Source organism: Chromobacterium sp. Ag138 (genome assembly GCF_055181315.1).
On the sequence record NZ_JBUPWA010000001.1, the window covers coordinates 5,018,598 to 5,041,266 of the forward strand.

Sequence of the window (22,669 nt, forward strand, 5' to 3'; positions counted from 1 at the left end):
GGTCAGGCGGCCATTATGCGGCAGGGCGGGGCAAAACAAAACCGCCCGCGCAGGGGCGGGCGGTTTGACGGAGCGGGCGGGGCTCAGTAGGAAGCCAGCACCAGGCCGGCGATCAGCGCCGACAGGATGCTCACCAAAGAGGAGCCGTAGACCAGCTTCAGGCCGAAGCGGGACACCATGTTGCCGCGCTCTTCGTCCAGGCCCTTCACCGCGCCGGCGATGATGCCGATCGAGCTGAAGTTGGCGAAGGACACCAGGAAGATGGACAGCACGCCGCGGGTGTAGCTGGACAGGTGCGCCGCCTGGTTCTTCAGCTCCAGCATGGCGACGAACTCGTTGGTCACCAGCTTGGTGGCCATGATGCTGCTGGCGGTCAGCGCCTCGTGCGCCGGCACGCCCATCAGCCAGGCGAACGGCCAGAACACGTAGCCCAGCATGGTCTGGAAGTTGATGCCGAAGATGGAGGTGAAGATGAAGTTCACGCAGGCGATCAGCGCGATGAAGCCGACCAGCATGGCGGCCACGATCACGGCGATCTTGAAGCCGGTCAGGATGTACTCGCCCAGCATCTCGAAGAAGGACACGCGGTGCGCGTCGCTGCTGATCAGCTCGTCCTCGCCCAGCGCGCTGTCGTAGGGGTTGATCAGCGACAGCACCACGAAGGTGCTGAACAGGTTCAGCACCAGCGCGGTCACCACGAAGCGCGGCTCGATCATCTGCATGTAGGAGCCGACGATGGACATCGACACGGTGGACATCGCGGTGGCGGCCAGCGTGTACATGCGCTTCTCGTCGAAGGTGTGGATGATGTTCTTGTAGGCGATGAAGTTTTCGGACTGGCCGACCATCATCGAGCTGATGGCGTTGAACGACTCGATCTTGCCCATGCCGCTGATCTTGGACAGCACGAAGCCGATCGCGCGGATCACCACCGGCAGCACGCGGATGTGCTGCAGGATGCCGATCAGCACCGAGATGAACACGATGGGCATCAGCACGTTCAGGAAGAAGCTGAATTCATCCTTGTTCTGAATGCCGCCGAAAGCGAACTTGGTGCCTTCGCCGGCGAAGTCCATCAGCTTGGTGAAGACGCCGGAAATGCTGCCGACGATGGCGAGGCCATACGTCGTGTTGAGCAGGAAGAACGCCAGGGCGATCTCGATGACCAGCAACTGGATCACGGAGCGGATCTTGATGTTCTTGCGGTCGCGGGCGACCAACTGGGTGAGGGCCAGTACCACGATCAGGCCGATGATGAATTGGACGATATGCATGATGAAGTCGCTTTGTGGGTTTCCCCCTGCCTAGGCAGGTATCGAGCATGGTTCCGGTCCCGCCTGATGCCGCGGGCCTTGCGCCGGTTTTTATAAAAGTGCGGTCAGCGCCGCGCCGGGCGGCATGCGCTTGGAGCGAATGCCATCGGCGTGAGCACAATGCGCTGAAGCGGAGAATAATACTTGTCTTTAGATCAAACAATCTGTCTTTAGATAAAGAGAAGCGGCCCGCTCCGGCAAATGCCAGAGGCGGGCCGCTTTTCATGTCTACTGACCCGATTGGGCTTCCTCCGCCTCGCGGCGGGCTTGTTCGGCGAAATAATGCGCGCGGCGGGCTTCCTTGGCGGCGGCTTTCTCCGCCAGCTCGGCGGCCTTGCGCTCCTTCTCCGCGTTTTCCTCCGCCAGGCGCGCCGCCTTGGCGGCCTCGCGTTCGGCGGCTTCGATCGCCTCGATCTCCTCGACTTCCTTGCGCGTCTTGCAGGGGCTGGTCTTTTCGAACCAGGCCACGGACTCGACGTGGGCGGTGTGCGGGAACATGTTGATGATGCCGGCCGCCTTCAGCGTGTAACCCTTGGTATTGACCAGGATGCCGGCGTCGCGCGCCAGCGTGGCCGGGTTACAGGACACGTAGACGATGCGTTTGGGCGCGGTGTCCTCGGTGATGGCCTTCAGCAGCTGCACCGCGCCGTCGCGGGGCGGGTCCACCAGCATCTTGTCGAATTTGCCGAGGGCCGCGAACGATTCCTCGGTCACCTCGAACAGGTTGGCCATCTCGTAGCTCACCTTGTCCTGCAAGCCGTTGTGGGTGGCGTTCTCCACCGCGCGCTTCACCAGCGGCTGGCTGCCTTCCATGCCGTGCACGATCGCGCCGGAGCGGGCGATGGGCAGCGTGAAGTTGCCGATGCCGCAGAACATGTCGGCGATGCGCTCGCCCGGCTGCGGATCCAGGAACTTCAGCGCGCGGGCCACCATCACCGCGTTGATCTGCGGGTTCACCTGGGTGAACTCGGTGGGGTAATAGGGCATTTCCACCGCGAACTCCGGCATGCTGTAGGTCAGCTTGGGCGCGTCCAGCGGGTAGATCGGGTAGCAGGTCTCCGGGCCCTTGGGCTGCAGCCAGATCTGCAGCGGGCGCTCGGCGGCGCCGTGCGTGTCGGAAAACGCCTTGAGGATGGCGAAGTCGGCGTCGGTGATGGCGTCCATATTGCGGAACACCAGGATGTCCAGCTTGTCGCCGACGGCCACTTCCACCTGCGGCATGCGCTGGCTGATGGACAACGTGGCGATCATCGCGCGCAGCGGCATGATCAGGTCGGAGATGTGCTTGGGCAGGATGTGGCACTCGCGCATCTCGGCGATGTAGCTGGAGCTTTTCTCATGGAAGCCCACCAGCACGCCGCCCTTCTTGGCCACCATGCGGGCGGACATGCGGGCTCGATGGCGGTAGTGCCAGGCCGGACCGGCGATGGGAGTGAGCACGCGTTCCGCCTTGACCTTGCCGATGCGCTTCAGGTTGTCTTCCAGCACGCGCTGCTTGATCGCCACCTGGGCGGTGAACTCCACGTGCTGCATCGAGCAGCCGCCGCAGACGCCGAAGTGCGGGCAGCGCGGCTCGGCGCGCATGAAGCTTTCCTTCAGCACCGCGGAGGTGTTGGCGTTTTCGTAGCTGGGCTTTTTGCGGTAGCTGCTGTAGACAACTTTTTCGTACGGCAGCGCGCCATCGATGAAGATGGTCTTGCCGTCAACGTGGGCGACCCCCCGGCCTTCGTGGTCCAGCGATTCGACCAGGGCAATAGTCTGTGCGTGCGTCATCGTCTTGCTTGCAAAATCAAACGGTAAAACGCGGATTTTCTCAAAAACCGGCGATTCTTGCTGGTTTTTTTACGATCTCGGAATTCGCCGCCTTTCTGTTAGAATCAGCAGCGTGAATCATGGTTACAGAAGGTGCGGTATGTTGAAGCGGTTGTCGGTGCTGGCGCTGGGATGGTGGCTGGCTGTTCCCGTACAGGCGGCGGTGATGCCCGCGCCGGATGTCGCGGTCAATCCCATAGGCCGCCACTTGGTGCTGAATCTGCCGCAGGCGCGGCTATTCCTCTATCAGGATGGCAAGCTGGCGCGGATTTTCCCGGTGGCGGTCGGCAAGATGCTGACCCAGACGCCGACCGGCAGCTTCGACATCACCGGCATCTACCGCGCGCCCAGCTGGCACGTGCCCAAGTCCATCCAGGAAGAGATGCGGCGCAACGGCAAGGAGGTGCAGACCGTGGTGCCGCCGGGCCCCAACAATCCGCTGGGCCCGGTCTTCGTGCGCTTCGGCGAGAACAGCCTGGGCCTGGGTTTCCACGGCACCAACGCGCCGGGCTCGGTGCCGGGCTTCCGCAGTCACGGCTGTGTCCGGCTGCGCAACAACGACGCGCTGGAGCTGGCCGGCACCGTCAGCCGCGGCGACGCGGTCACCGTCGCCTACCAGACCATCATCTTGAGCGAGGACGAGGCCGGCCAGCTGTGGCTGACCGTCTACCGCAACCACTACCGACAGAGCGATCCCTCGCTGCCGTACCTGGCGGACACGCTGCTGGCCTGGCAGCGCCAGCACCAGCAGGCCCTGTTCGGCCAGCGGGTGGACAACGCGTTGAAGCAGCGCGACGGCAAGCCGGTCTGCCTGAGCTGCAAGAGCGCCAAAACCGACATCAACGGCAACCTGAGCGCCTTGCCCTGGCTGTCGAAAATGAATCCGCCGGTTCCGTCCGCGCCTGCCGCGCCGGCGGCCAGCCAGCCGCAGAACGAGCGCCAGCCGGGGCCGCCGTCGGCCAGGGCCGGCCAGCGCGTCCGTCCTGCGGCCAAGGCGGGTTGAGTCCGCTGGTTTGAGTCAATGCATCCGGGCCGCGATCGCGGCCCGGATGCGTTTGGCGGCGCGCTTACTGCGCCGCGGCTTTCAGCGCCTGGCCGATATCGGCCAGGATGTCGTCGATGTGCTCGATGCCGATCGACAGCCGCACCAGCTCCGGCCGCACGCCGGCCTGCAGCTGTTCCTCCGGCGACAGCTGGCGGTGGGTGGTGGTGGCCGGGTGGCAGGCCAGCGACTTGGCGTCGCCGATATTCACCAGCCGCGTCACCAGCTGCAGCGCGTCGATGAAACGGCCGCCGGCCGCCGCGCCGCCCTTGATGCCGAAGGACAGGATGCCCGAGGCGCGGCCGCCCAGATAGCGGTCGGCCAGCGGCTTGCTGGGGTGGTTCGGCAGGCCGGCGTACTCCACCCATTCCACCGCCGCGCTTTCCTTCAGGAAACTGGCCGCTTTCAATGCGTTGTCGCAGATGCGGTCCATCCGCAGCGCCAGCGTTTCTATGCCCTGCAGGATCAGGAAGGCGTTGAACGGCGACAGCGCCGCGCCCATGTTCCGCAGCGGCACCACGCGGGCGCGGGCGATGTAGGCGGCCTCGCCCAGCGCTTCCACGTAGTTGACGCCGTGATAGCTGACGTCCGGCTCGTTCAGCCGTTTGAAGCGCGCCTTGTGTTGTCCCCATGGAAACTTGCCGGAATCGACGATGGCGCCGCCTATGCTGTTGCCGTGGCCGCCCAGGTATTTGGTCAGGCTGTGGACCACGATGTCGGCGCCGTGTTCGAACGGACGGCACAGATAGGGCGAGGGCACGGTGTTGTCGACGATCAGCGGCAGGCCGTGGCGATGCGCCTCGTCGGCGAAGGCGGCGAAGTCCACCACATTGCCCAGCGGATTGCCTATCGATTCGCAGAACACCGCCTTGGTGCGATCGTCCACCAGCGCGGCGATCGCGGCCGGGTCCTTGTAATCGACGAATCGGACCTCGATGCCCAGCTGCGGGAAGGTGTGGGCGAACAGGTTGTAGGTGCCGCCGTACAGGGTGCGGGTGGCGATGATGTTGTCGCCGGATTCGGCGATGGTCTGGATCGAATAGCTGACCGCAGCCATGCCGGACGCCACCGCCAGCGCGCCTATGCCCCCCTCCAGCGCCGCGATCCGCTTTTCCAGCACGTCGGTGGTGGGGTTCGTGATGCGGGTGTAGATATTGCCCTGCACCTTGAGGTCGAACAGGTCGGCGCCATGCTGGGTGCTGTCGAAGGCGTAGCTGGTGGTCTGGTACAGCGGCACCGCCACCGCCTTGGTGGTCGGGTCGGGGCTGTAGCCGGCATGGACGGCGAGGGTTTCCAGTTTCATCGTGGGCTCCGGTTGAGTGGGCGGGTGGCTGCAGGCGCTTGTCATGATTGCTTACCTTAATGCCGCCGCGCGCTTGCCACAAGGAGATATCGATGATGCTGGATATAACTTTTGAATCTATTTAATCCATTGTCGATCAGTCTTGCTTTGCCTAGTTCCACCCAGGATGGCTGCGCCGCAGCTCCGCCCAGATTTTCAAGACGTGGGCGGCGTATGGCTGGGCCTTGCTCGGAGTGGGGCTGTGATAGGCGCCGATGCCGGCTTCCCAGCTGCCGCTGCGCCTCACTTCGGAGGAGAGCAGCCAGGCGGCGACCTGGACATTGACGCAGGGATCATATAGCCGGGCGCGGTCGATATCGTAGCGCGCCAGCTTGGGCAGCCAGTTGTCGTTGATCTGCCAGTAGCTGATGTCGCTGCTGCCGTTGCGGTTGCGGCCGGTGATGTAGGGGTTGCTGAACTGGACCCCGGACTCCTTGACTTTCAGCGCCATCAGCAGCAGGTAGGGCACGCTGAAGCGGCGCGAGGCGTCCAGCGCGCAATTGGCGGTGCGTTGGACGTTGAAGTGTTCGGAGGGGTTATCAGCCAGCGCGGGCTGCGCGAGCAGCGCCGCGACCAGCGGCGGCAGCCAGCAGAGTCGAAGCCGGCGAGGCGGCGATTGCGTTTTTGAAATCGATTTCATTGCGTTGCGCCCATGGTTGGCCAGGCATTGCCCAATCTCCTGTTTTCATCGGTGGCACCCGTGCAGGGCGCTCAGGCGGTCTGGCTGATCCGTTTGAGCGGCCCCAGGACATCGCGTACTCTGCGTTCGCCGCTGCCGTCGTCGATGAATGGTCCTAGCTGGATCTGAAACTTGCGGCCGATGGTTTTGATCTGGCAGTCGAATCCTTTTCGCTTGTAGCCATCCGCGATGCGCGCGGCAAAGCGGCGGCTGGAAAAAATGCCCCCATCCATCGAGTATTTCTGGGTCTGTGGCTTACTGGCGCCTTGGGGATCGATGATCAGCCTGGTGTAGTCCAGCATGATGCTTTGGGCTCGCTCATCGACAACCAGCGCATAGGGAAATTGCTCGCCGATCGAGCGCAAAACCGCCATGGCAGGCTGAGACGCGCTTCTGACGCGAACGACGGCGTTGGCGTCGGGGGTGCCGCGCTGTTCGAAGCGCCAGCCAACCGTATCGGCAATGTCTTGAAGAATGCCGCTGGGTGGCCCGCTGTAGTCGGCGGAGTAGAGCCGGTTCAAGTTGTCGTCCGGCTTGCGCGACAGGCGGGTTTTACCCGTCTGCGCGCTGTTGCCGTCGTTTGCGTCGGCTGCCGTCCGGTTCGGCGCCGGCGGAGTGAGGGAGGCGCCTTCCAGTGCCTTGTCCAGCATGTTCAGCTCGGCGCCGTTTCCCGGAGATTTGGCGGCGGGCAGCGCGCAGCCTGCCATGGCTAGGGCGGTGGCGATGGCCATTAATGTCTTGGTAGCGTCCATGTCTTGATTTTTATTTGGTTGAATACTAACTATATCAAACAAAAAATTACTATGCTATAGTGCTGCGGATATTTTCCTGCCAAGGCTTTGTTGGTATCCCTGCGGGGCGGAGTCCGATTCTTGCGCTTGGCTTGTCTATTAAGTTGTTTGATATAGTATGTATTAAAGTAAATTTATAGGCGGCGTTATGAAGTGGAACGTGGTGATGGCTGCATCCAGCCTGGCGCTGATTGCGAATGCGCAGGCGGGTTTTCTCTACCTGGGCGATGGCTCGGGAAAGATCGAGAAGAAACCGAATAGCCTCTATGGCGGCAGCGCGACCTTCGCGGAGGCGCTGGCGAACGATCCGGTTCCGGCGGCGCGGGCGGCAGAGCCTGGAGCCGGGCGCGACACGCTCAGGCTGATCCCGGGGAAGGGGCGGGTTTCCGCCGCCTTGCGCGATTTCGCCAAGGCGAATGGCTGGGTGTTGGCCTGGGAGCTGGAGCGGGACTTCCCAATCGACTACCCCGCAACCTTCAGCGGGACCTTTCTCGAGGTGATGGAGCAGGTGGCCAAGTCCTTGCAGAACACCGACTCGCCGGTGCGCATCAAGATTTATGAGGCCAACAAGGTCATTCGGGTGATTCACGCGACACGATGAGGAAGCTTGCGATGAAAAAATTTGCGATCGCGGTTGGCGGGCTGTGCCTGCTTGCCGGCTGCGGCACGCCAGGGCTGTTGCGCAGCACCGATGACAGGGTCGCGGACACGCAAAATGCGCTGCGCAGCGCGGAGGCCAAGTTGGCGTACCCGTCGTCGGCGCTGGTGGAAAGGGATGGCGGCGCATGGTTCGCCCAGCGGTCGGTGGTGCTGGATGAGGCGGATGCGTTGCCGGCGCGGTTCGATCAGGCGGCGAGCTTTTCTTCCGGCAGGGCGCTGCCCTTGTCGTTGGTGACGGAGCAGATCGCCAGGGAGCAAGGCATTGCGATACGGCTGGCCAGGGATATCTTCAGCGTTTCTCTGGCTAAGTCGGCAGCCGGCGGCCAGTCGCCCCTCAATCCGGCGGCGCAGCCCGCTTCGACTCCGCTGCCATATGGCATGGGCGCGGGCGCCTATCCCTTGGCCGGGCCGGCGGCCGCGATATCGATAACGGAGGGGGAGCCGCGCGCTCAGATCAATTACGTTGGCACCCTGCATGGGCTATTGGACGCGGTGGCGAACAGGACCGGCACCAATTGGAGCTACCGTAATGGCGCGGTGGAATTCTCGCGCCTGATTACCCGGACGTTCCAGATCAAGACCATGCCGGGCGCTTCCAGCTATTCGGCGAAAGTGGGCAAAAGCTCGCAAAGTACCACGGGCGGGTCCTCAAGCGGCGCCAGCGGCAGCTCCGCTTTGAGTTTCGGCTCCGACTCCTCGGTCAGCATGAGTTCCGAGATGAGGTACTGGGACAGGCTGAGCGACACGGTCAACAGCATGCTGTCGCCGTTGGGCAAGGCTATGCCTTCGGAGATGACCAGTTCCATCACCGTCACCGATTCGGCGGACGTGGTCGAGCGGGTGCGCCGCTACGTGGACAGCGAGAACGCGGTGCTGGGACGCCAGGTCAGCTTGTCGGTTCAGGTGTTCTCCGTGCATTTGACGGAGAAATCCTCCGCCGGCATCGACTGGCAATTGGTTTACCGGGCGGCGCAAAGCGGCTGGGGCAGCACCTTCAAGATGGCGGGAGATGCTGAGGCGAACGGCGGCGTGTTCGGCGTCACGATGAATTCCGGCCAATTCAACGGCTCGCGGATTCTGCTGCAAGCGCTCAGCCAGCAGGGCCGGGTCAGCACCGTGGTGAACACCAATGTGGTCACCTTGAATAATCAGCCGGCGCCGGTGGCGGTGACCAGCAATCAGGGATACCTGGCGCGGATCACCTCCACGCCGGGGGTGAGCGGCTCGGCGCCCAGCGTTGGCTTGGAGCCCGGCTTGGTCACGACCGGTTTCGTGATGAATCTGCTGCCCACCTTGCTGGACAACAGCAGCGTGATGCTGCAGATCCAGATCGATTTGTCCCAGCTTCAGAAACTGGACAAGGTCTCGTCTGGCGACAACTCGATTCAGACGCCGATCACCACCTCTGTGCAAACCATGCAGCGGGCTTCGCTGAAGTCCGGGCAGACCTTGATCCTGAGCGGTTTCCGCCAGGCTCAGAATAAAACCAGCCGCAATGGCGTCATCGCTTACCAGGGCGGCACCAAGTCCGCTTCGCAAGACGATGAGGAAACCATCGTCGTGATTTCCCCCCAGCTGACCGAGGGCGTGTGACATGGCCAGAGTGCTGCTCGGCAATCTGGTGGTCGGAATGCAGTGGGAAGCTTTGCTTGGCTTGAGCAAGGAATCCGACGAGGTGCGGGAGCTTGCCGCCAGAAGAGGGGCCAGGCAGTACTTGGTGCTGCGCAATCTCCTCGGCTCCCAGGTGGTTGGCCTGGCTTCCTTGCCAGGCCGGAGGCGGAAGTCCGAGTTCTTCGCCCTGGCCGGCTTGCTGCGGGAGAGCTCTGACGACCAGAACATCCTGTTTCTGCACAGCGATCCGGATGACGCGGACAGGGTGATCCTGATCGGTATCCATGACGGCAAGCCGGTTGAGGACCGGCTGGTCGCCAGAGAAGATGCGACGGAGGCTGCGCGGCAGTTCATTCAGGAAGTGGGAACCGGGGTCACGATTCTTGGCGACATCGCCGATGGCCAATTGGAGACGACCCGACCGCTCAGGCTGGAGGAGGTCGCCGGTTCGCTGAGCCGGGAGGCGATGGCCGCCTATCGCCTGCGTCCACTGCCTCCCAGCCGGATGGTTGTGGCCGCGCTGCTGGCGGTGGCGCTTGCCTGTGTGGGCGGCGGCGTGAAGTGGTGGATGCACGGACGAGAGCAAGAGCTGCAGACCAAGCTCGCCGCCATCGCAACTGCGCGGCCGGACCAGGGGGCGGAGTATCGCGCGCAGACGCAGGCGGCGTTGCAGTCTCCATCGTTGAGCCGCGGCACGGGGTATGCCCGAACCATGCAGGCCGCCATTTTGCAGCTGCCGAGGGAAACCGGCGGCTGGAAGATGGCGCGGCTGTCATGCAAGGCTGCGGCCTGCGACGCGCTCTGGCAGCGCGGCGAAGGCGGGAGTTTCGCCACCTTGTTGGCGCAGCGGCCTCGGGTCCAGTTTCAGGGCATGAACGCGGCGTTGGAAAGCGTGGCGTTCACTGCCATCGCCGACAAGGTGACGCCGGTGCCGATCACGCAGTTTTATCTCAAGACCGGCGTGAGGATGCAGGCGCTGGAAGATTACGGCAAGTCCGGTAAAGCCGGGGATAAGGCATTGCAGGTGACGCTGGACAAGGCCGAGCCCCTGGTGCCCCTTCCCGCAGGGCTGACAGAGAAGGAAAAGGCTGCGCCCCAGGTGGCCAAGGGCGCTTGGACAATGCAGGGCCATCTCGCATTCCTGGATTCCGTGGCGGGACTGATGGAGCGTTCCGGGAATATGGCCATCGATGAGATAGCGGTGACGCTGAGCGACGAGAGCCCGCAATTCTCGGCAAAAGGTACGTTTTATGTTCAATAAATTGCTTGCATTGCTGTTGGTTCTGCCGCCATTCGCGGTGGCCGAGACGATCGATACATTCGCCAAAAGCTCTCTCGCGCGCATGGCGGCGCCGGCCGCGGCGATGCCGTCGGCGGGAACGATGCCGCCGCTGCCGATGCCCGGCGCTGCGGTCCCGGCCGCGCCATTGCCGGGCCGGAGCGGCGCGGCGCAAACCTTCGATGTGATGTTCATCCAGGGCAATGGCGCGGTGCGCAAGGCCTATCTGTTGGTGGACGGAAAATACGGCAAGATGGTCAGGGAAGGAGACAAGCTGCTGACCTGGAAAGTGCTGGCGGTGGGAGACGACTATGTCGATGTCGCCCGCGGCGGAAGACGGACACGGTTGCTGATGGATGCCGGGGCCGCGACATCCGAGCGGCGGTAAACGCGCGGAAGCGGGGGAGGTTCCTCATGTGGAAATGGCTTGCTGAAGTGGGAGGGCGTCCAGGCGCCGAGCCGGCATCCTCGCGGCGCGCGGAACCGGCCACGCGCGCGCAGTCCGCCGCGCCGGCGCTGCCGGTTCGGCGAATCTCGACGCTGAGGTCGGAGGCCATCCGGCATCACGGCTGGCGCCAGGAGGGCGAACTGGTCTTGTCCGGCTATGAAAACAGCGCGCTGGTGCTGGTTTCGGCCAAGGCCAGGCAGTACATCCTGTTGTTGGAAGAGGCTGGCTATCGCCAGCTGCAGCAGAGCGATCTGCTGCAACGGTTCGACGCGGGCGTTCGCGCGCGGGCCAGGCTCAGTTGCTACGGGGTGTTTGTCGGCGGGATGGAGGAAATCCTGTTGATGCACTCCCAGCTGCAACAGCACGGCGGGGACGCTGGCCAACGCAATGGCGACGCCAAGACCGGCGGTTATCGCAATTTCGACATGGTGATCGAAAAGGCGATAGACCTGAGGGCGACCGACATCCACTTCGAATTTCGCGAAGGCGCCCAGGTCCTGGTGCGCTATCGCATCCACGGCAAGCTGAGGGACAGCGATCCCAAGGACCGGCTGCTGCGGGACTTCAACGCCATGATGGACGCGGTGTCGACAGCGTACAACTCGCGCGCGGACTCCAGCAGCCGCAGCCATAACCACTTCGACGAGAACAAGCATCAGAGCTGCTCGATCAATCTGAGCGTCCATGGACGCAATTACCAGCTGCGCTTTCAGAGCGTGAAGGAGAACCGCGGCGTCGACGTCATTCTGCGGATTCTGCTGAACGAGGCGGTGGAGAAAGACATTCTCACGCTGCTGGAACTGGGTTATTCGGCGGACCAGGTGGAGGTGCTGGAGGATGCGGTCTACCGCTCGCCGGGCCTGACCATCATCGCCGGCGAAACCGGCTCGGGCAAGACCACCACGCTGAGAACGCTGATGACTTACGAGCGAAGCTCGGGCAAGAAGTTCTTTTCGATCGAGGACCCGGTCGAATACATCCAGCCGCACGTCACGCAGATACCGATCCAGCGCAAAGCCGAGGACGCCAGGAAAGATGGCAGCGAGACGGCGTTCGGCGCCGCCGCCAAGGTGTTGTTGCGCGGCGATCCCGACAAGGTGATGAGCGGCGAGATCCGCGACGCCGAAACCGGCTCTTTCGCCAAGGCGATGACCCAGACCGGCCATCAGGTGTTGTCCACCGTGCACGCTTCAAGCGGCTTTGGCGTGATTCCCCGGCTGTCCGACGAGGAGATCGGCATTCCCATCCACGCGCTGGCGGCGCCGGATTTCCTGACCGCGCTGGTTTACCAGAAGCTGGTGCCGGTGCTGTGCCCCGCCTGCAGCCTGATGGCCACAGACGTGCTGGACGATGAGTATCTGATGGTGATCGCCTCGCTGGGCATAGACATCGGCGAAGTGCGGGTGGAGGGGGCGGGCTGCCCGCAATGCCGCCATTTGGGCACCGCCGGGCAGACCGTGGTGGCGGAGGTGTGCGAAGTGACCGAGGAAATGCTGCCGATGATCCGCGACGGCCGCTTTTGGGAGGCGGAAAGGTACTGGCGCTCCAAGAGCAACGGCAAGCTTTACGATGGCGTGATGCTGGGGAAGACAGCGATGGAGCATGCCATTTACAAAATGTCCCGGGGGCTGCTGGATCCGCGCGATGTGGAATCGGCATTCCGCAAGCTCAAGAAATATCGTCCCTTGAGCCTGGTTGATTGATGGAAGGAACGAATATGAGCAATGGTGAGGATGTTTTCAAAGGCTTGCTGGGCAGGTTTCGTCATGGCCGCGCGGCAGGGGAGGCCGCGTCGGGTCTCGCGGCGGTCAAGGCTTCGGCGGCGGCTTGGGGCGCTGAGCCTGAGCCTGCGGTTTCCGAGGCGGCTTGGCGTACGCGCGAGGCGGCGGAGGAAGCGCAGGACGATGAGCGGCAGCTATTGACGCCGCTGCCGGCGACGCCGCCCTCGGTCAAGCGCGCCAACGGACTGAGCGAAGAACGGAGGGCCTTGCTGCATCGCCTGGCGCTGGAGGTGCGCGGCGAGAGCGCAGGGTCGGCCGAAGTCTTTGATATGGGATATCGCGATCCGCTGGTGCAATTGGCGAGCCCGCCCGGCGCGCCGGCGTCTCCCAAGGAAGGCCGCCAGGATCTGCCGGTGCCTTTATGGGCGCGGCGGACGGTGGAGCGCGGCTTGCTGGGCCGGGATGCGCGGCAAATTTTTCAGAATCTGGATGCGCTGGGACTGGTGAATGACGATTGCCATGCGGCGCAGGCGGCCGCGCATTGGCCGGTGGAAGTCTGCGGCCAGTCTTTTGACGAGCTGGCGAAAATTCCGCTGAGCGCCCGCAGCGAGTTGCCGCAGGCGACCCGGCGCAGCGATCAACTGGGCCGCGACGGTTATTTCTATCTGAAAGGGGCGGCCATGGGCGCGCGGGCGCTGATCGTGGTGGATGGCGCGAGAGACGACGCGGTGCGCCGCGTGACGGAGATCCATGCCGAGCTCGATGCGGCGGGGCAATCTTGCCGGGTGTTGCTGCTGGCCTCCTATGCGTATCGCTGGGCCGCGCGCCGCTTTCTGTGGGAAGAGATCGTGGCCGAGCCGGACATCGCGTACGCCGCGGATATCGCCGACGCGACGCGCGCCTATGCCGCGCCGATGGCCGATGGCAAGCGATTGTTTTTATTGGAGACTGTCTTCGGGATGGAGGCGGTGGCCGTGCTGGAACCCGGTCCGGCCGCGCGTTTTCTGGAGATGTGGGGCAACGTGCCGGAGTTGGGCGACCCTGGCGTATGGGCGGCGGAATGCCGCCGCGAGGGTGGGGGGCGCAACAAGCCGGCTGCCTTGTCGGCATTTGGGCTGGAGGATCGCGGCGCGATCGCCCGGCTGGTTGCGGAGCTGCGCCGGACGGGGGCGATCGTGTTCGTCGCCGGAGAGATGGCTCGGGCGGCGGCGGCGGCGTTGATGGCCGAGCTCTGGAGGCAGGGGGTGAGGGTGGCGGAGACGCCGGCCGCGGGCCTGCCGACGGTGTTGATCGATCCCTCCCCGAGTCAACTGCGCGCTGGTTATTCGCCGGTGCTGGCGGTTTATCCCGGAAAGAACGCCACGGCGGAGTCGGTGCTGATGGCCTTGCTGGCTGAGCAGCATGACTGGGCCAGGGGCCGGCTGACGCTGGGCATTCATGCCATTCGCGTTCCCACTCTATGCCCGCTGTGCTGCGAGCCGGTCGGCGCGGAACAGGCGGCGCTGGCGCTGGCTGAGCGGGTGAGCAATTTCCGCAGCGTGGATTTTGGCAATATCCGGACGCGAAACGCCAATACGCCTTGCTGCGGCAATGGCTATGCCGGCGAGGCATGGTTCAGCGAGGTGTGGGACGGCAGGCTGTTGCAGCGAGAATTGGCCGGCATGCCGGCGGAGCTGGCGGATAAGGGGCTGCGGCCCGATCTGCGCATCAGCGCGCAATTGCTGCAGGCGATCATGTCCGGTCGCGTGGATTACCTCGCCGCGGGGAGCGTGGGATGCTGAGGCCGCTGAAGAGGCTGTTCGGGCTTGCCGCCGCCGGCGATGCGAATCATGCCAGCCTGGCCAGAGCCAAGAGAAAGTTTCTGAAGCTGCGCGCCAAGTTTTACGGCGATTTGGCCGATTCGATCGAGGATGGCGCCAACCCCTATGAATTGTTTTCCCAGAAGCACGCGTTGGCGCGCGAGCGCGGCAATGCGATGGCGCCGCTGTTCGCCCATTGGCGGCAACGGGCGGCGTCGATGAATCTGCGCGGCGCCTGGGAGGGCACTATTCCCGCGGATGACCTGATGGTGATCGGCTCGGGGGAACGCGGCGACTTGCCGGGGGCGCTGCGTTTTCTGTCCAAGGTGGTGAAGATCCGCGAGAAGAACGCCAGGGCGATCAAGCTGGCGGTGGCGCTGCCGATTTTCCTGCTGCTGCTGATGACGGCCGTTCAGTTGGGGGTGGCCGTCGGAATGATGCCCATCATGGAGCAGATCATGCCGGCGGAGCGGTTTCCGCTGGTAGGCAAGGTGTTGTACTACCTGTCGGCGGCGATCCGGGATTTCTGGTTTCTGATCTACGGCTTGCCGACGGTGCTGACCTGCGCCTATTTCTGGTCATTGCCGCGCTGGGCCAGCCCTTTGCGCAGCCGGCTTGACCGCTATCTGCCTTATTCGCTGTATCGCGATCTGAAGGCCAGCGAATTCCTGGTGTCCCTGGCGGCGTTGGCGCAAGCCAATACCGCGGTGTTCGACGCGGTGCTGTTGCTGGAGCAGGCCGCCACGCCTTGGATGCGCTGGCATCTGGCGCGCATCCGCGTATCGCTGACGGCTAACCGCAGCATTCTGAAGGCGATGGATACTGGTTTGTTTTCCGAAGAGATTTTTGACCGGATATCCGAGTACGCCGAGCGCAGCAACTTCGAGGATGGCATCCGCAAGATCGGCCTGGGCACCATTGAAGACATCTCGACCATGATCGAGGAGCGCTCGGCCATCATTCGCAACATCCTGGTGGTGATGGTGGGCGGCTTCATCCTGCTGACGATCGCCGGGATGATGATGACTGCGCTGGAGGCGAGCAATCAGATTCAACAAATGACCAGCGGGGGGTGATTTTATTCGGCGACAAAAATAAATTGTTCGTTATAAACGATATTTTATTAATCATAATTTGGAGAGAATCGTGAAGAATCCATCGGAAAGAAAACTGATTGCCAGAAGCGGGGCGCTTAAACATCAAGCCGGAATCGACCTGATCCAGCTATCCGTCGCCGTCGGCATCATCGCCTTCATTTTGGCTGTCGGTTTCTTGGTGGTGCCGACCGTGATGACCAACATCAAGGTCAACTCGGAAACCTCGGACATCCAGCAAGCGGTTTCGAACGCCCTGCGCGTGTTCGGCAGCGGCGCTAATAGTTCGGGGCTGGATACTAGCGCCGCCATCAACCTCAAGCTGTCCCCTCCGGATCGCATCGGCAGTGATGGAAAAACCATCCTGAACCGGTTTGGCGGCACGGTGGACTGGAGCCCCGTCAACTTGTTTGGCACCAACGACAACAAGGACGGCATTGAAATCACCTCGGCCGGCTATTCCAGCGATGCCTGCGCCAAGCTGATACCGAACGTTCAGGCCTTGTTCACCAAGATCACGATAGGTACGGACGCGGTGAAAGACATGACCAAGGGCCAAGCCTTGGATGTCCTCAAACTGGGCAAGTTGTGCCAGGGAGGGGGGGATGGGCAAACCGTAACGATCAACTTCAAGTTCACCAAGTGACAGGGCATGCCCCGTCCACGGGCGGGGCGGCAGCGAGAGTATCCAAGCGATGACGCAACAGATCATTACCGATGTCCAGTTGCATGTGCGCGACTGGCAATCCAGCGTGCTGTTTCCCGGGCAGCTCCGTCCCAGCGAGGAGTACAAGCCTTTTTTGATGAGGCTGACCGAGGCGGTGCTGACCGGGCAGCAGGAAGTGGGGCAGCGCACCGGTTTCACAGTCATCACCGCGGGCATGCGCTGGCGGGTGCAGCGCATGCAGCCGTATCGCTACGCCTGCCGGCTGGTGATGAACAAGGCGCCGAGGCTGGGCGACCTGCGCTTGCTGGATTGCCATGTCAACATGATGCTGTCCGATGAACTGAAGAAGAGCGGCGGGCTGGTGCTGTTTTCCGGTTTGACCGGTTCGGGCAAGACCACCACCTTGAATGCGATGCTGGTGTCCAGGCTGGAGATGTTCGGCGGCTTCGCGCAGACGGTGGAAGATCCGGTGGAAATCGTCATTGAAGGATGGCATGGCGATGGTTATTGCACCCAGATCGATGTGACCGATTGCAGCGCGGGACGGGAAATTCAGTTCGACCGGCGCTTCGCCGAAGCCATTACCACCTCCTTGCGTTCTTTTCCTTCGCGGGATCGCTCGATGCTGATGATAGGCGAGGTGCGCGATCCGCACAGCGCCGCCGAGCTGCTGCGGATCGCGGTGGATGGCCATCTGGTGCTGTCCACCATCCACTCGCGAGATATTCCTTCCGCCTTGCGCCGGCTGGCTTCGCTGGCGCGCGCCGGCGGCGAAAGCCAGGCCGACAAGTTCATCGCCGACGCCCTGCGCATGGTGTTCCATCAGCGTCTGGACAGCGGCATCCCGCAAGTGAGCTCGCTGGATGTGCGCGAGCGCAAGGATGTCTATCAGTTCATCAGCAAAGGCGAGTACGCGCGGCTGGAAGGCGAGGTCGATATACAGCGCCGCATGAATATCCAGAGCGGGAGAGGATGATGCGCAATAGACAGTCGGGTGAGCTGTTGATCAGCCTGGCCATCGCGGTGGCGCTGATCGGAATGTGCTTGGCGTATTGGGGCGTGCGCCAGGTGAACGAGTGGCGGGAAAGCCGCGGTCAGATACTGGGCGGAGCGTTGGCCGAACTGGGAAAGGGGGTGAACAGCTATGTCGTTCACTATCATCCCCAGATCGTCGACGCGCTGTTCGCATCCCGCCGCGTGCCGCTGGTGGTGAATGGGGAGCAGATCGCCGCGGACACGATCCATCCCACCGCCGCCGAGATCGCCAAGTTCGCTGGCATGAGCGGATTTGGCGATAGGCCGCCGGCGGTCCCCAGAGGCAGCTATCGGATCGAGCTGCGCAAAGGCAGCGAGTGCAACGTCAAGGAAACCTGCAACGTCAATGCGCTCACTTATGTCGACAAGCCGCTGCTTTTGCCCTATCCAGGCGTGATCGACAGGGTTGATTACATGGCTGCGGCGGCTGCGGCGCGAACCATAGGCATCAATGGCGGCGTATCCATTCTGCCTGATAACAGCAAGCTGACTTTTCCGGACAGCGCCGGCACGTCTATTGTCACGCTGGATAATCCAGTGAAAGACGCGAAAGATGTGAAAGAGCCGCAGGGGGGGATCGTAGCGGTCAGAGGGGGCTATCTGCGCGCCGATTTCGACGAGTTTTTGCGACGGGATGGCACCAGGCCGATGACGGGAAGTTTGAACATGGGGAACAACAACATCCATTCGGCCCAGGACATCACCGGGCTAGGCAAGTTGACAATAGCCAATGTGGAGGCCACCGACAGCATCAAGGCATTTGGCAATATCGATGCCCGAGGCAATTTGACCGTGGGTCAAGATGCTGGAGTGGACGGAACCTTATCGGTTGGCCAGCGCATCAAGGCTGGAGAATACGTGCAATTGGGCAAGGTGGCGGTCGAAGGGGAACGTTGCAATCCGGATGGCTTGGTCGCGCGAACCAGCAAAGGAGCGCTGTTGTCTTGTCAGTCCAATCGCTGGCACCCCGGTGGTTTTTCGCAAACCAAGACGGTGACGGCCGCAACCGAGGCCTGCGGTTTCCATGCTACCCGTCCGTCGCCTGGCCAGGCATCTATCGCCTATTGTCCAGCGGGTTTCCGCTTGGTCTCGGGCGGGTATTACGTCACCGGCTGGCCTCCTTTTCTCGAGGACGGGAAGCATCGTAATTACGCGCAATACACCTTTTCCCCTGAGGAAAGCGCGCCGCTGGACTTTTACGATTCGCCAAGGCCTGACTCCGATGCGGGCAAGTCACGCCAGCAGGAGCAGCCTATCGATCTGAGCAATCGCGAGGGATGGTATATTTGGACCGGCGATGCGCAAGGCGGATGTTGGCGGGCGGTGGCAACCTGCACCCAGTAAGCATTCCAACGCCGCGCCGCCGCAACCGATCCGCCAGCTCCTTGTCGAGCGGCGGATCATCGCATGGCTCCGCGCGCGATGTTTGATCCGTCTCTTGACACGCGCCCATAAGACCGACACCTCTCCAAGCTCTTTCTTTTCTCCTCTCTATTATCTTCTCCGCCAGCAAGGCGCAGTTGCCCCTGCGCGATCGCTGTGCTGCTTTGGCATGAGTTAATCTGATGCCTCCGTCCGTAATATTCCGTCATCCCCCATGTTGTAGTTAATGCATTGAATGAGTCTGATCGCTGCGTTCACGCGCTGGTGTGGGATTATTTTTTAATATAACTTACAGAAATGAGCTTATTTTCTATGTGAATGATGAGTATTCTGCTTCAGGCCGCTGTTGATTCGCGATCGGCGCGGCGGGGTGTGTCGGATATTAAATGATTGCGGGCGGGTTGATGCGTGCTGGCAAATTCTTCGGCATCAAAATGCCTGAGCGGCGGAAAATGTTTTTTATGGCAAAACTGTTCTTCTTACAGTGCATTATTAGGCGTTTTTTTACCAAAAAGTTGTGTTAAAGTATGTATCTTAATAAATTATTATGTGAAAATTGCATTGCCATCAGCATGATTGTCAGATTGCTGGCATGGCTTTGCATGCCAATTGGAAATTATCGGGCGCCGTCGGCATGGCGGGCACATTTCCCACGAGAGCGTGGGTGGCTGGGATGGGCACAATCATGTGTTTACAGGGCGATGATGGCTATGGAAGCCTGTCGCATCGCACCTGGCGCAGTGGCTGAAGCTTCCTTGGATAGGGTTGGAAGGGTGATAAAGGTTTTGTATGAAGAAAATTCAAGCGGTGCTGAAGGACATTGCGCAAAAAACCCTGCTACTGGCTGGTTTGATCGACGAAGCGATGAAGGCTGGCGTACTGACTCAGGATGGAGCAAACGATCTGGTGCGGAGAGTTGGGGTCAATGGATATTTGACTCATAGCTTGGAGACGATGATTTATTGGACTGCCCTGGATCGTGATGATCCTGATTTTGTCGAGGAGTTGCGGGTGCTGGAGGTGAGCGCTTGTGATTTCGTCTGTTGGATAGATGGCGCGGTTGGCCAGTTGCAGGGCGCTTTGCAGGAGGTGTTTGTCTCGGGGAGCTCGTGACAAAGGCTTGTCGGCGTCATATATGATCACGCGCCACGGGTTAGGCCCTGCTGGCATCCAGGTTATTCGTCAGGTTTCAAGGCTTTCTTGGCAGGGTTCCGGCTTTTCCATCAATGCGCGACAATGGATGATTTGCGCTTTCCGTCGCATGGCGCGAGGCGATAATCCATTTCGGTTTCTTTTTCGCGGTCACTCCACTTTTTGGCAGATCGCTGCCATCTGGAAAGGGGAAGCGCGCCGCATCCAAATATTCCTGAGCTGTAAGGTATTGCCTTGCAGATGATACATTCCGCGAGGAGATTGCTGATGCGGTTCAGTGGATGGAATTCTAAGGTTTGCCTAGCCTGGCCTAGACAGGCAAGCATCGGTATCGAATTGGTATTCAAGCCAAGAATCGACGGCGTTAGGTTCATGATTGCTTACATTCCTTGAAAATGAATTTTTTCGGCCTTGTGGTACACTCTAGTAGTAATGAAACTAAAAGAAACTGTAACCACCTGGTGGTGCCCGCGAGCTTGGGTTGCTCAGGTAAACTGAGTGAAGGGAAAAGACATGTACGATGACGGACGCGTATTTTTGGTGGCTGGCTATTGGGCAAAGCTAAAAAAATCATTTTCCTCCGCCTCTGTTTATGTCATCGCGGAAACGGCGGCCGTGGCATCCAGTCTGGCGAAGCGCTGCATGCCGCAGTTCCAGCCGGCAGGCGTGATGAGCCTGGCAGAGGTCAGGCGTTATGTGGCGTATATGAGCCGCATCGCATCAGGTGACGAGGTGTGCCTGACGCAGGGCGGAGTAGCCCGGCATCCTGATGGGAGCGTGCCTATCGGGCAGGTGTTTGTTGTCGTGGGCTTTTCCAAAACCCATTCGCCGGATCGGGACCCCATCGTCAATTTCGTGGTTGCCAAGAGCGATGTCGAGGCGGCGGTCTTGCAGCAGGCGGCGATGCCTAGCTTGTCCGTTTCCGGCGCCACCAGTCTGGACCGGCTGCTGGCGCTGAAGTCCCGGATGGAGCATGTCGCCACGGGCGAGATGCCGGCGCTCAAAGAGCGAGGTGTCATTCGGTGATGGTCGGGTCTAACGCAAAAGGGTGTGACAGATGTCTACGGTGAACATACCTGTGTATGAGCGTCAATTTGCGGTTGTTCTGCCGGAAGAATTGCGAGCATGCTATTTCAAGGGTGAAGTGCCGGCATCGATGCGGCAGCAGTTCGATGCATGGAAAGAGCTTGCCTTTGTAGATGGCGTGCCGCCGCCCTCGATGACGGAGAGCAATGTCGCGAAATTCTTTTTGCGCACGGTGGCGTTGACCGAGATGGATGCCTTGGGGGCGATACCGCTATCGACTCTGTTTCCAATGAGCAGCGCGTCGATTACCGCGCTGGATGCGCAGGCGGTCAGGCGCGCCGCGGTTGCCGGCCATGCGCAACTGACTCGGGCTGTCGTTGACATGGCGATCCAGCCTGCCGATGTGACGCCGATCGCGGCCAAAGAGAGGCAGAAGGTGGCGGCCAGTTCGCAGCAGACGAATCCGCCTCAAGCGGAAGAGGTCAATATCGACCGCAATCTGCTGGCCTTCTTCCTGATGCGCGGCAACGCCAAGTACCGCAAGGACCTCATGATCAATGTCTCGCTGGAGGAGGCGCATGGGGCCAAGGGGTTGGCGGAACGGGTGGAGCGCAGAATGGGGGTGTTGGGGGAGTTTGAGCGCGAGCTGGTGAGAAGGCTGTTGGCTGGCGAATCGCCGACCGAGGTGATGAAGGATGCCCGCCACTCCAGATCGGTGCCGTCCGCCTAGCTCGGGCGGTTTTTCTTTGGGCGGTCGCTTGGCTGGCTTTTCTTTGGCCGTTCAGACGCTCCCGTAGTCCTCTCGGCGCCGCAATCGCGCCGGTTCGGCCTACCTGGCGTGATGGCCCGCCGCCAGATTGAAATACCAGTCGATGATTTCATTGCCTCGCAACATCGCAAGCCAGGCTGCGGCGATCAGATAAGGGCCGAAGGCCTGGGGCGTGTCTCGGCTCATCCGCTTGAAATGGATGATGAGGCCGCCGCACAGCGCGCTGCCGATCGCTCCCGCGCCAAGAATCAGCGGGAGCTGTTGCCATCCCAACCAGGCGCCGATGCCGGCCATCAATTTGAAGTCGCCGCGGCCAAGTCCGTCCTTGCCTGCGCACAGGCGAAAAGCGGCGGCAATGAGCCACATGCCCAGATAGCCGGCCATTGCGCCGGCCACGGCGTCCCGCAGCGGGACGAAGAGCTGGAAAAGATTGCAGGCCAGTCCAGACCAAAGCAACGCCTGCGTCAGCACGTCCGGCAGCAGCTTGGCGTAGCAATCTATCAGCGCCAGCGCGGCCAGCAGGAATATGAGGACCAGATAGGCGGGCGTGATGGGCTGGATGCCGTAATGCCAGCCTGTGCATGCGAAGGCCAATCCCAAGCCGAGCTCTACCAGCGGATAGTGCGGACTTATTTTGCCGGCGCAGCTGGCGCATCGTCCGCGCACAAGCAGAAAGCCCAGCACGGGCATCAACTGCCAGGCCGCCAGAGGCGTCTGGCAGGCGGGGCAGTGCGAGCGGGGTCGCGAGAGCGTCATCGCCGCGGTTTGGGCGATGGCTTGGCCGCTTGCGTCCGCGCACTCCATTCGCCAGCGGTATTCCAGCATCTTGGGCAGGCGGAAGGCCAGCACATTGAGGAAGCTGCCCAGCGTCATGCCCAATATCATCAAGGCGCCGGCTGTTTGGCCGGCGCGCGATCCGTTCAGGCCAAGCCAGGAAAACATCGCCGACAGCGAGATGATGGCGCCGCCAATGGCAAGCAGGTTTTTCTGAGTGATCGTCATGGCATTTCCAATTGAAAGGACGTCTGATGCGGCGTCATCCATGA

At 61.8% G+C, this 22,669-nt stretch carries 21 protein-coding genes; 14 read left to right on the forward strand and 7 right to left on the reverse strand.

Translation table 11 applies throughout. The annotated features are described in order from the left end of the window. Positions 1-83: 83 nt before the first annotated feature. Positions 84-1,274: a NupC/NupG family nucleoside CNT transporter gene (locus ACY3GB_RS23265; RefSeq protein WP_463090826.1), complete on the reverse strand. Its 1,191-nt coding sequence runs from the start codon at positions 1,272-1,274 to the stop codon at positions 84-86. 267 nt (positions 1,275-1,541) lie between these two features. Then, complete coding sequence (rlmD, locus tag ACY3GB_RS23270; RefSeq protein ID WP_463090827.1) at positions 1,542-3,086, reverse strand: 23S rRNA (uracil(1939)-C(5))-methyltransferase RlmD; 1,545 nt, start codon at positions 3,084-3,086, stop codon at positions 1,542-1,544. A gap of 139 nt (positions 3,087-3,225) precedes the next feature. On the opposite strand from rlmD, the gene ACY3GB_RS23275 reads away from it, so the two are divergent. Next, entirely contained in the window at positions 3,226-4,128 is a 903-nt protein-coding gene (locus tag ACY3GB_RS23275; protein WP_463090828.1) for a L,D-transpeptidase, read from the forward strand. Between the two features lie 64 nt (positions 4,129-4,192). Here the strand turns inward: ACY3GB_RS23275 and ACY3GB_RS23280 are convergent, their stop codons facing one another. The 3 genes from ACY3GB_RS23280 to ACY3GB_RS23290 form a co-directional block, all read right to left on the reverse strand. Further along, complete coding sequence (locus ACY3GB_RS23280; RefSeq protein ID WP_463090829.1) at positions 4,193-5,470, reverse strand: O-acetylhomoserine aminocarboxypropyltransferase/cysteine synthase family protein; 1,278 nt, start codon at positions 5,468-5,470, stop codon at positions 4,193-4,195. Positions 5,471-5,621: 151 nt separating this feature from the next. Continuing rightward, entirely contained in the window at positions 5,622-6,149 is a 528-nt protein-coding gene (locus tag ACY3GB_RS23285; protein ID WP_463090830.1) for a lytic transglycosylase domain-containing protein, read from the reverse strand. 71 nt (positions 6,150-6,220) lie between these two features. Continuing rightward, positions 6,221-6,940 (reverse strand): DotD/TraH family lipoprotein, encoded by a 720-nt coding sequence (locus tag ACY3GB_RS23290; RefSeq protein ID WP_463090831.1) that lies wholly within the window; start codon positions 6,938-6,940, stop codon positions 6,221-6,223. A 187-nt stretch (positions 6,941-7,127) separates the two neighbouring features. On the opposite strand from ACY3GB_RS23290, the gene ACY3GB_RS23295 reads away from it, so the two are divergent. The 11 genes from ACY3GB_RS23295 to ACY3GB_RS23345 all read left to right on the forward strand — a co-directional run bounded on the left by ACY3GB_RS23295 (position 7,128) and on the right by ACY3GB_RS23345 (position 19,789). Next, entirely contained in the window at positions 7,128-7,580 is a 453-nt protein-coding gene (locus ACY3GB_RS23295) for a toxin co-regulated pilus biosynthesis Q family protein (protein WP_463090832.1), read from the forward strand. An 11-nt stretch (positions 7,581-7,591) separates the two neighbouring features. Continuing rightward, positions 7,592-9,232 (forward strand): PilN family type IVB pilus formation outer membrane protein, encoded by a 1,641-nt coding sequence (pilN, locus tag ACY3GB_RS23300; protein WP_463090833.1) that lies wholly within the window; start codon positions 7,592-7,594, stop codon positions 9,230-9,232. A gap of 1 nt (position 9,233) precedes the next feature. Continuing rightward, positions 9,234-10,511, forward strand: a complete 1,278-nt coding sequence (pilO2, locus tag ACY3GB_RS23305) for a type 4b pilus protein PilO2 (RefSeq protein WP_463090834.1) — start codon at positions 9,234-9,236, stop codon at positions 10,509-10,511. Position 10,512: 1 nt separating this feature from the next. Further along, positions 10,513-10,917: a hypothetical protein gene (locus ACY3GB_RS23310; RefSeq protein ID WP_463090835.1), complete on the forward strand. Its 405-nt coding sequence runs from the start codon at positions 10,513-10,515 to the stop codon at positions 10,915-10,917. Between the two features lie 26 nt (positions 10,918-10,943). Further along, entirely contained in the window at positions 10,944-12,680 is a 1,737-nt protein-coding gene (locus ACY3GB_RS23315; RefSeq protein WP_463090836.1) for a GspE/PulE family protein, read from the forward strand. Positions 12,681-12,694: 14 nt separating this feature from the next. Next, positions 12,695-14,479 (forward strand): hypothetical protein, encoded by a 1,785-nt coding sequence (locus tag ACY3GB_RS23320; protein WP_463090837.1) that lies wholly within the window; start codon positions 12,695-12,697, stop codon positions 14,477-14,479. Beyond that, the gene (locus tag ACY3GB_RS23325) at positions 14,473-15,573 is read left to right on the forward strand and encodes a type II secretion system F family protein (RefSeq protein WP_463090838.1); all 1,101 of its coding nucleotides are present in this window, start codon (positions 14,473-14,475) and stop codon (positions 15,571-15,573) included. The genes ACY3GB_RS23320 and ACY3GB_RS23325 overlap by 7 nt, the downstream gene beginning before the upstream one ends. Positions 15,574-15,643: 70 nt before the next feature. Next, positions 15,644-16,237: a type 4 pilus major pilin gene (locus tag ACY3GB_RS23330; protein ID WP_231150719.1), complete on the forward strand. Its 594-nt coding sequence runs from the start codon at positions 15,644-15,646 to the stop codon at positions 16,235-16,237. A gap of 49 nt (positions 16,238-16,286) precedes the next feature. Then, the gene (locus ACY3GB_RS23335; RefSeq protein WP_463090839.1) at positions 16,287-17,234 is read left to right on the forward strand and encodes an ATPase, T2SS/T4P/T4SS family; all 948 of its coding nucleotides are present in this window, start codon (positions 16,287-16,289) and stop codon (positions 17,232-17,234) included. Further along, positions 17,231-18,637, forward strand: coding sequence for a shufflon system plasmid conjugative transfer pilus tip adhesin PilV (gene pilV / locus ACY3GB_RS23340; protein WP_463090840.1), 1,407 nt, complete (start codon positions 17,231-17,233; stop codon positions 18,635-18,637). The genes ACY3GB_RS23335 and pilV overlap by 4 nt, the downstream gene beginning before the upstream one ends. An 828-nt stretch (positions 18,638-19,465) precedes the next feature. Further along, positions 19,466-19,789 carry a hypothetical protein gene (locus ACY3GB_RS23345; RefSeq protein ID WP_463090841.1) on the forward strand — a complete coding sequence of 108 codons (324 nt, stop codon included), beginning with the start codon at positions 19,466-19,468 and terminating at the stop codon, positions 19,787-19,789. Positions 19,790-19,899: 110 nt separating this feature from the next. Here the strand turns inward: ACY3GB_RS23345 and ACY3GB_RS23350 are convergent, their stop codons facing one another. Next, positions 19,900-20,202 (reverse strand): hypothetical protein, encoded by a 303-nt coding sequence (locus tag ACY3GB_RS23350; protein WP_463090842.1) that lies wholly within the window; start codon positions 20,200-20,202, stop codon positions 19,900-19,902. Positions 20,203-20,341: 139 nt separating this feature from the next. Between ACY3GB_RS23350 and ACY3GB_RS23355 the strand changes: the two genes are divergently transcribed. Together ACY3GB_RS23355 and ACY3GB_RS23360 are read left to right on the forward strand one after the other, a co-directional pair. After that, positions 20,342-20,854: a hypothetical protein gene (locus tag ACY3GB_RS23355; RefSeq protein ID WP_463090843.1), complete on the forward strand. Its 513-nt coding sequence runs from the start codon at positions 20,342-20,344 to the stop codon at positions 20,852-20,854. Positions 20,855-20,885: 31 nt separating this feature from the next. Then, positions 20,886-21,584, forward strand: a complete 699-nt coding sequence (locus tag ACY3GB_RS23360; protein WP_463090844.1) for a hypothetical protein — start codon at positions 20,886-20,888, stop codon at positions 21,582-21,584. A gap of 99 nt (positions 21,585-21,683) precedes the next feature. Here ACY3GB_RS23360 and ACY3GB_RS23365 read toward each other — a convergent pair whose 3' ends face one another. Next, positions 21,684-22,625, reverse strand: coding sequence for a prepilin peptidase (locus ACY3GB_RS23365; RefSeq protein WP_463090845.1), 942 nt, complete (start codon positions 22,623-22,625; stop codon positions 21,684-21,686). Between the last annotated feature and the right edge of the window lie 44 nt (positions 22,626-22,669).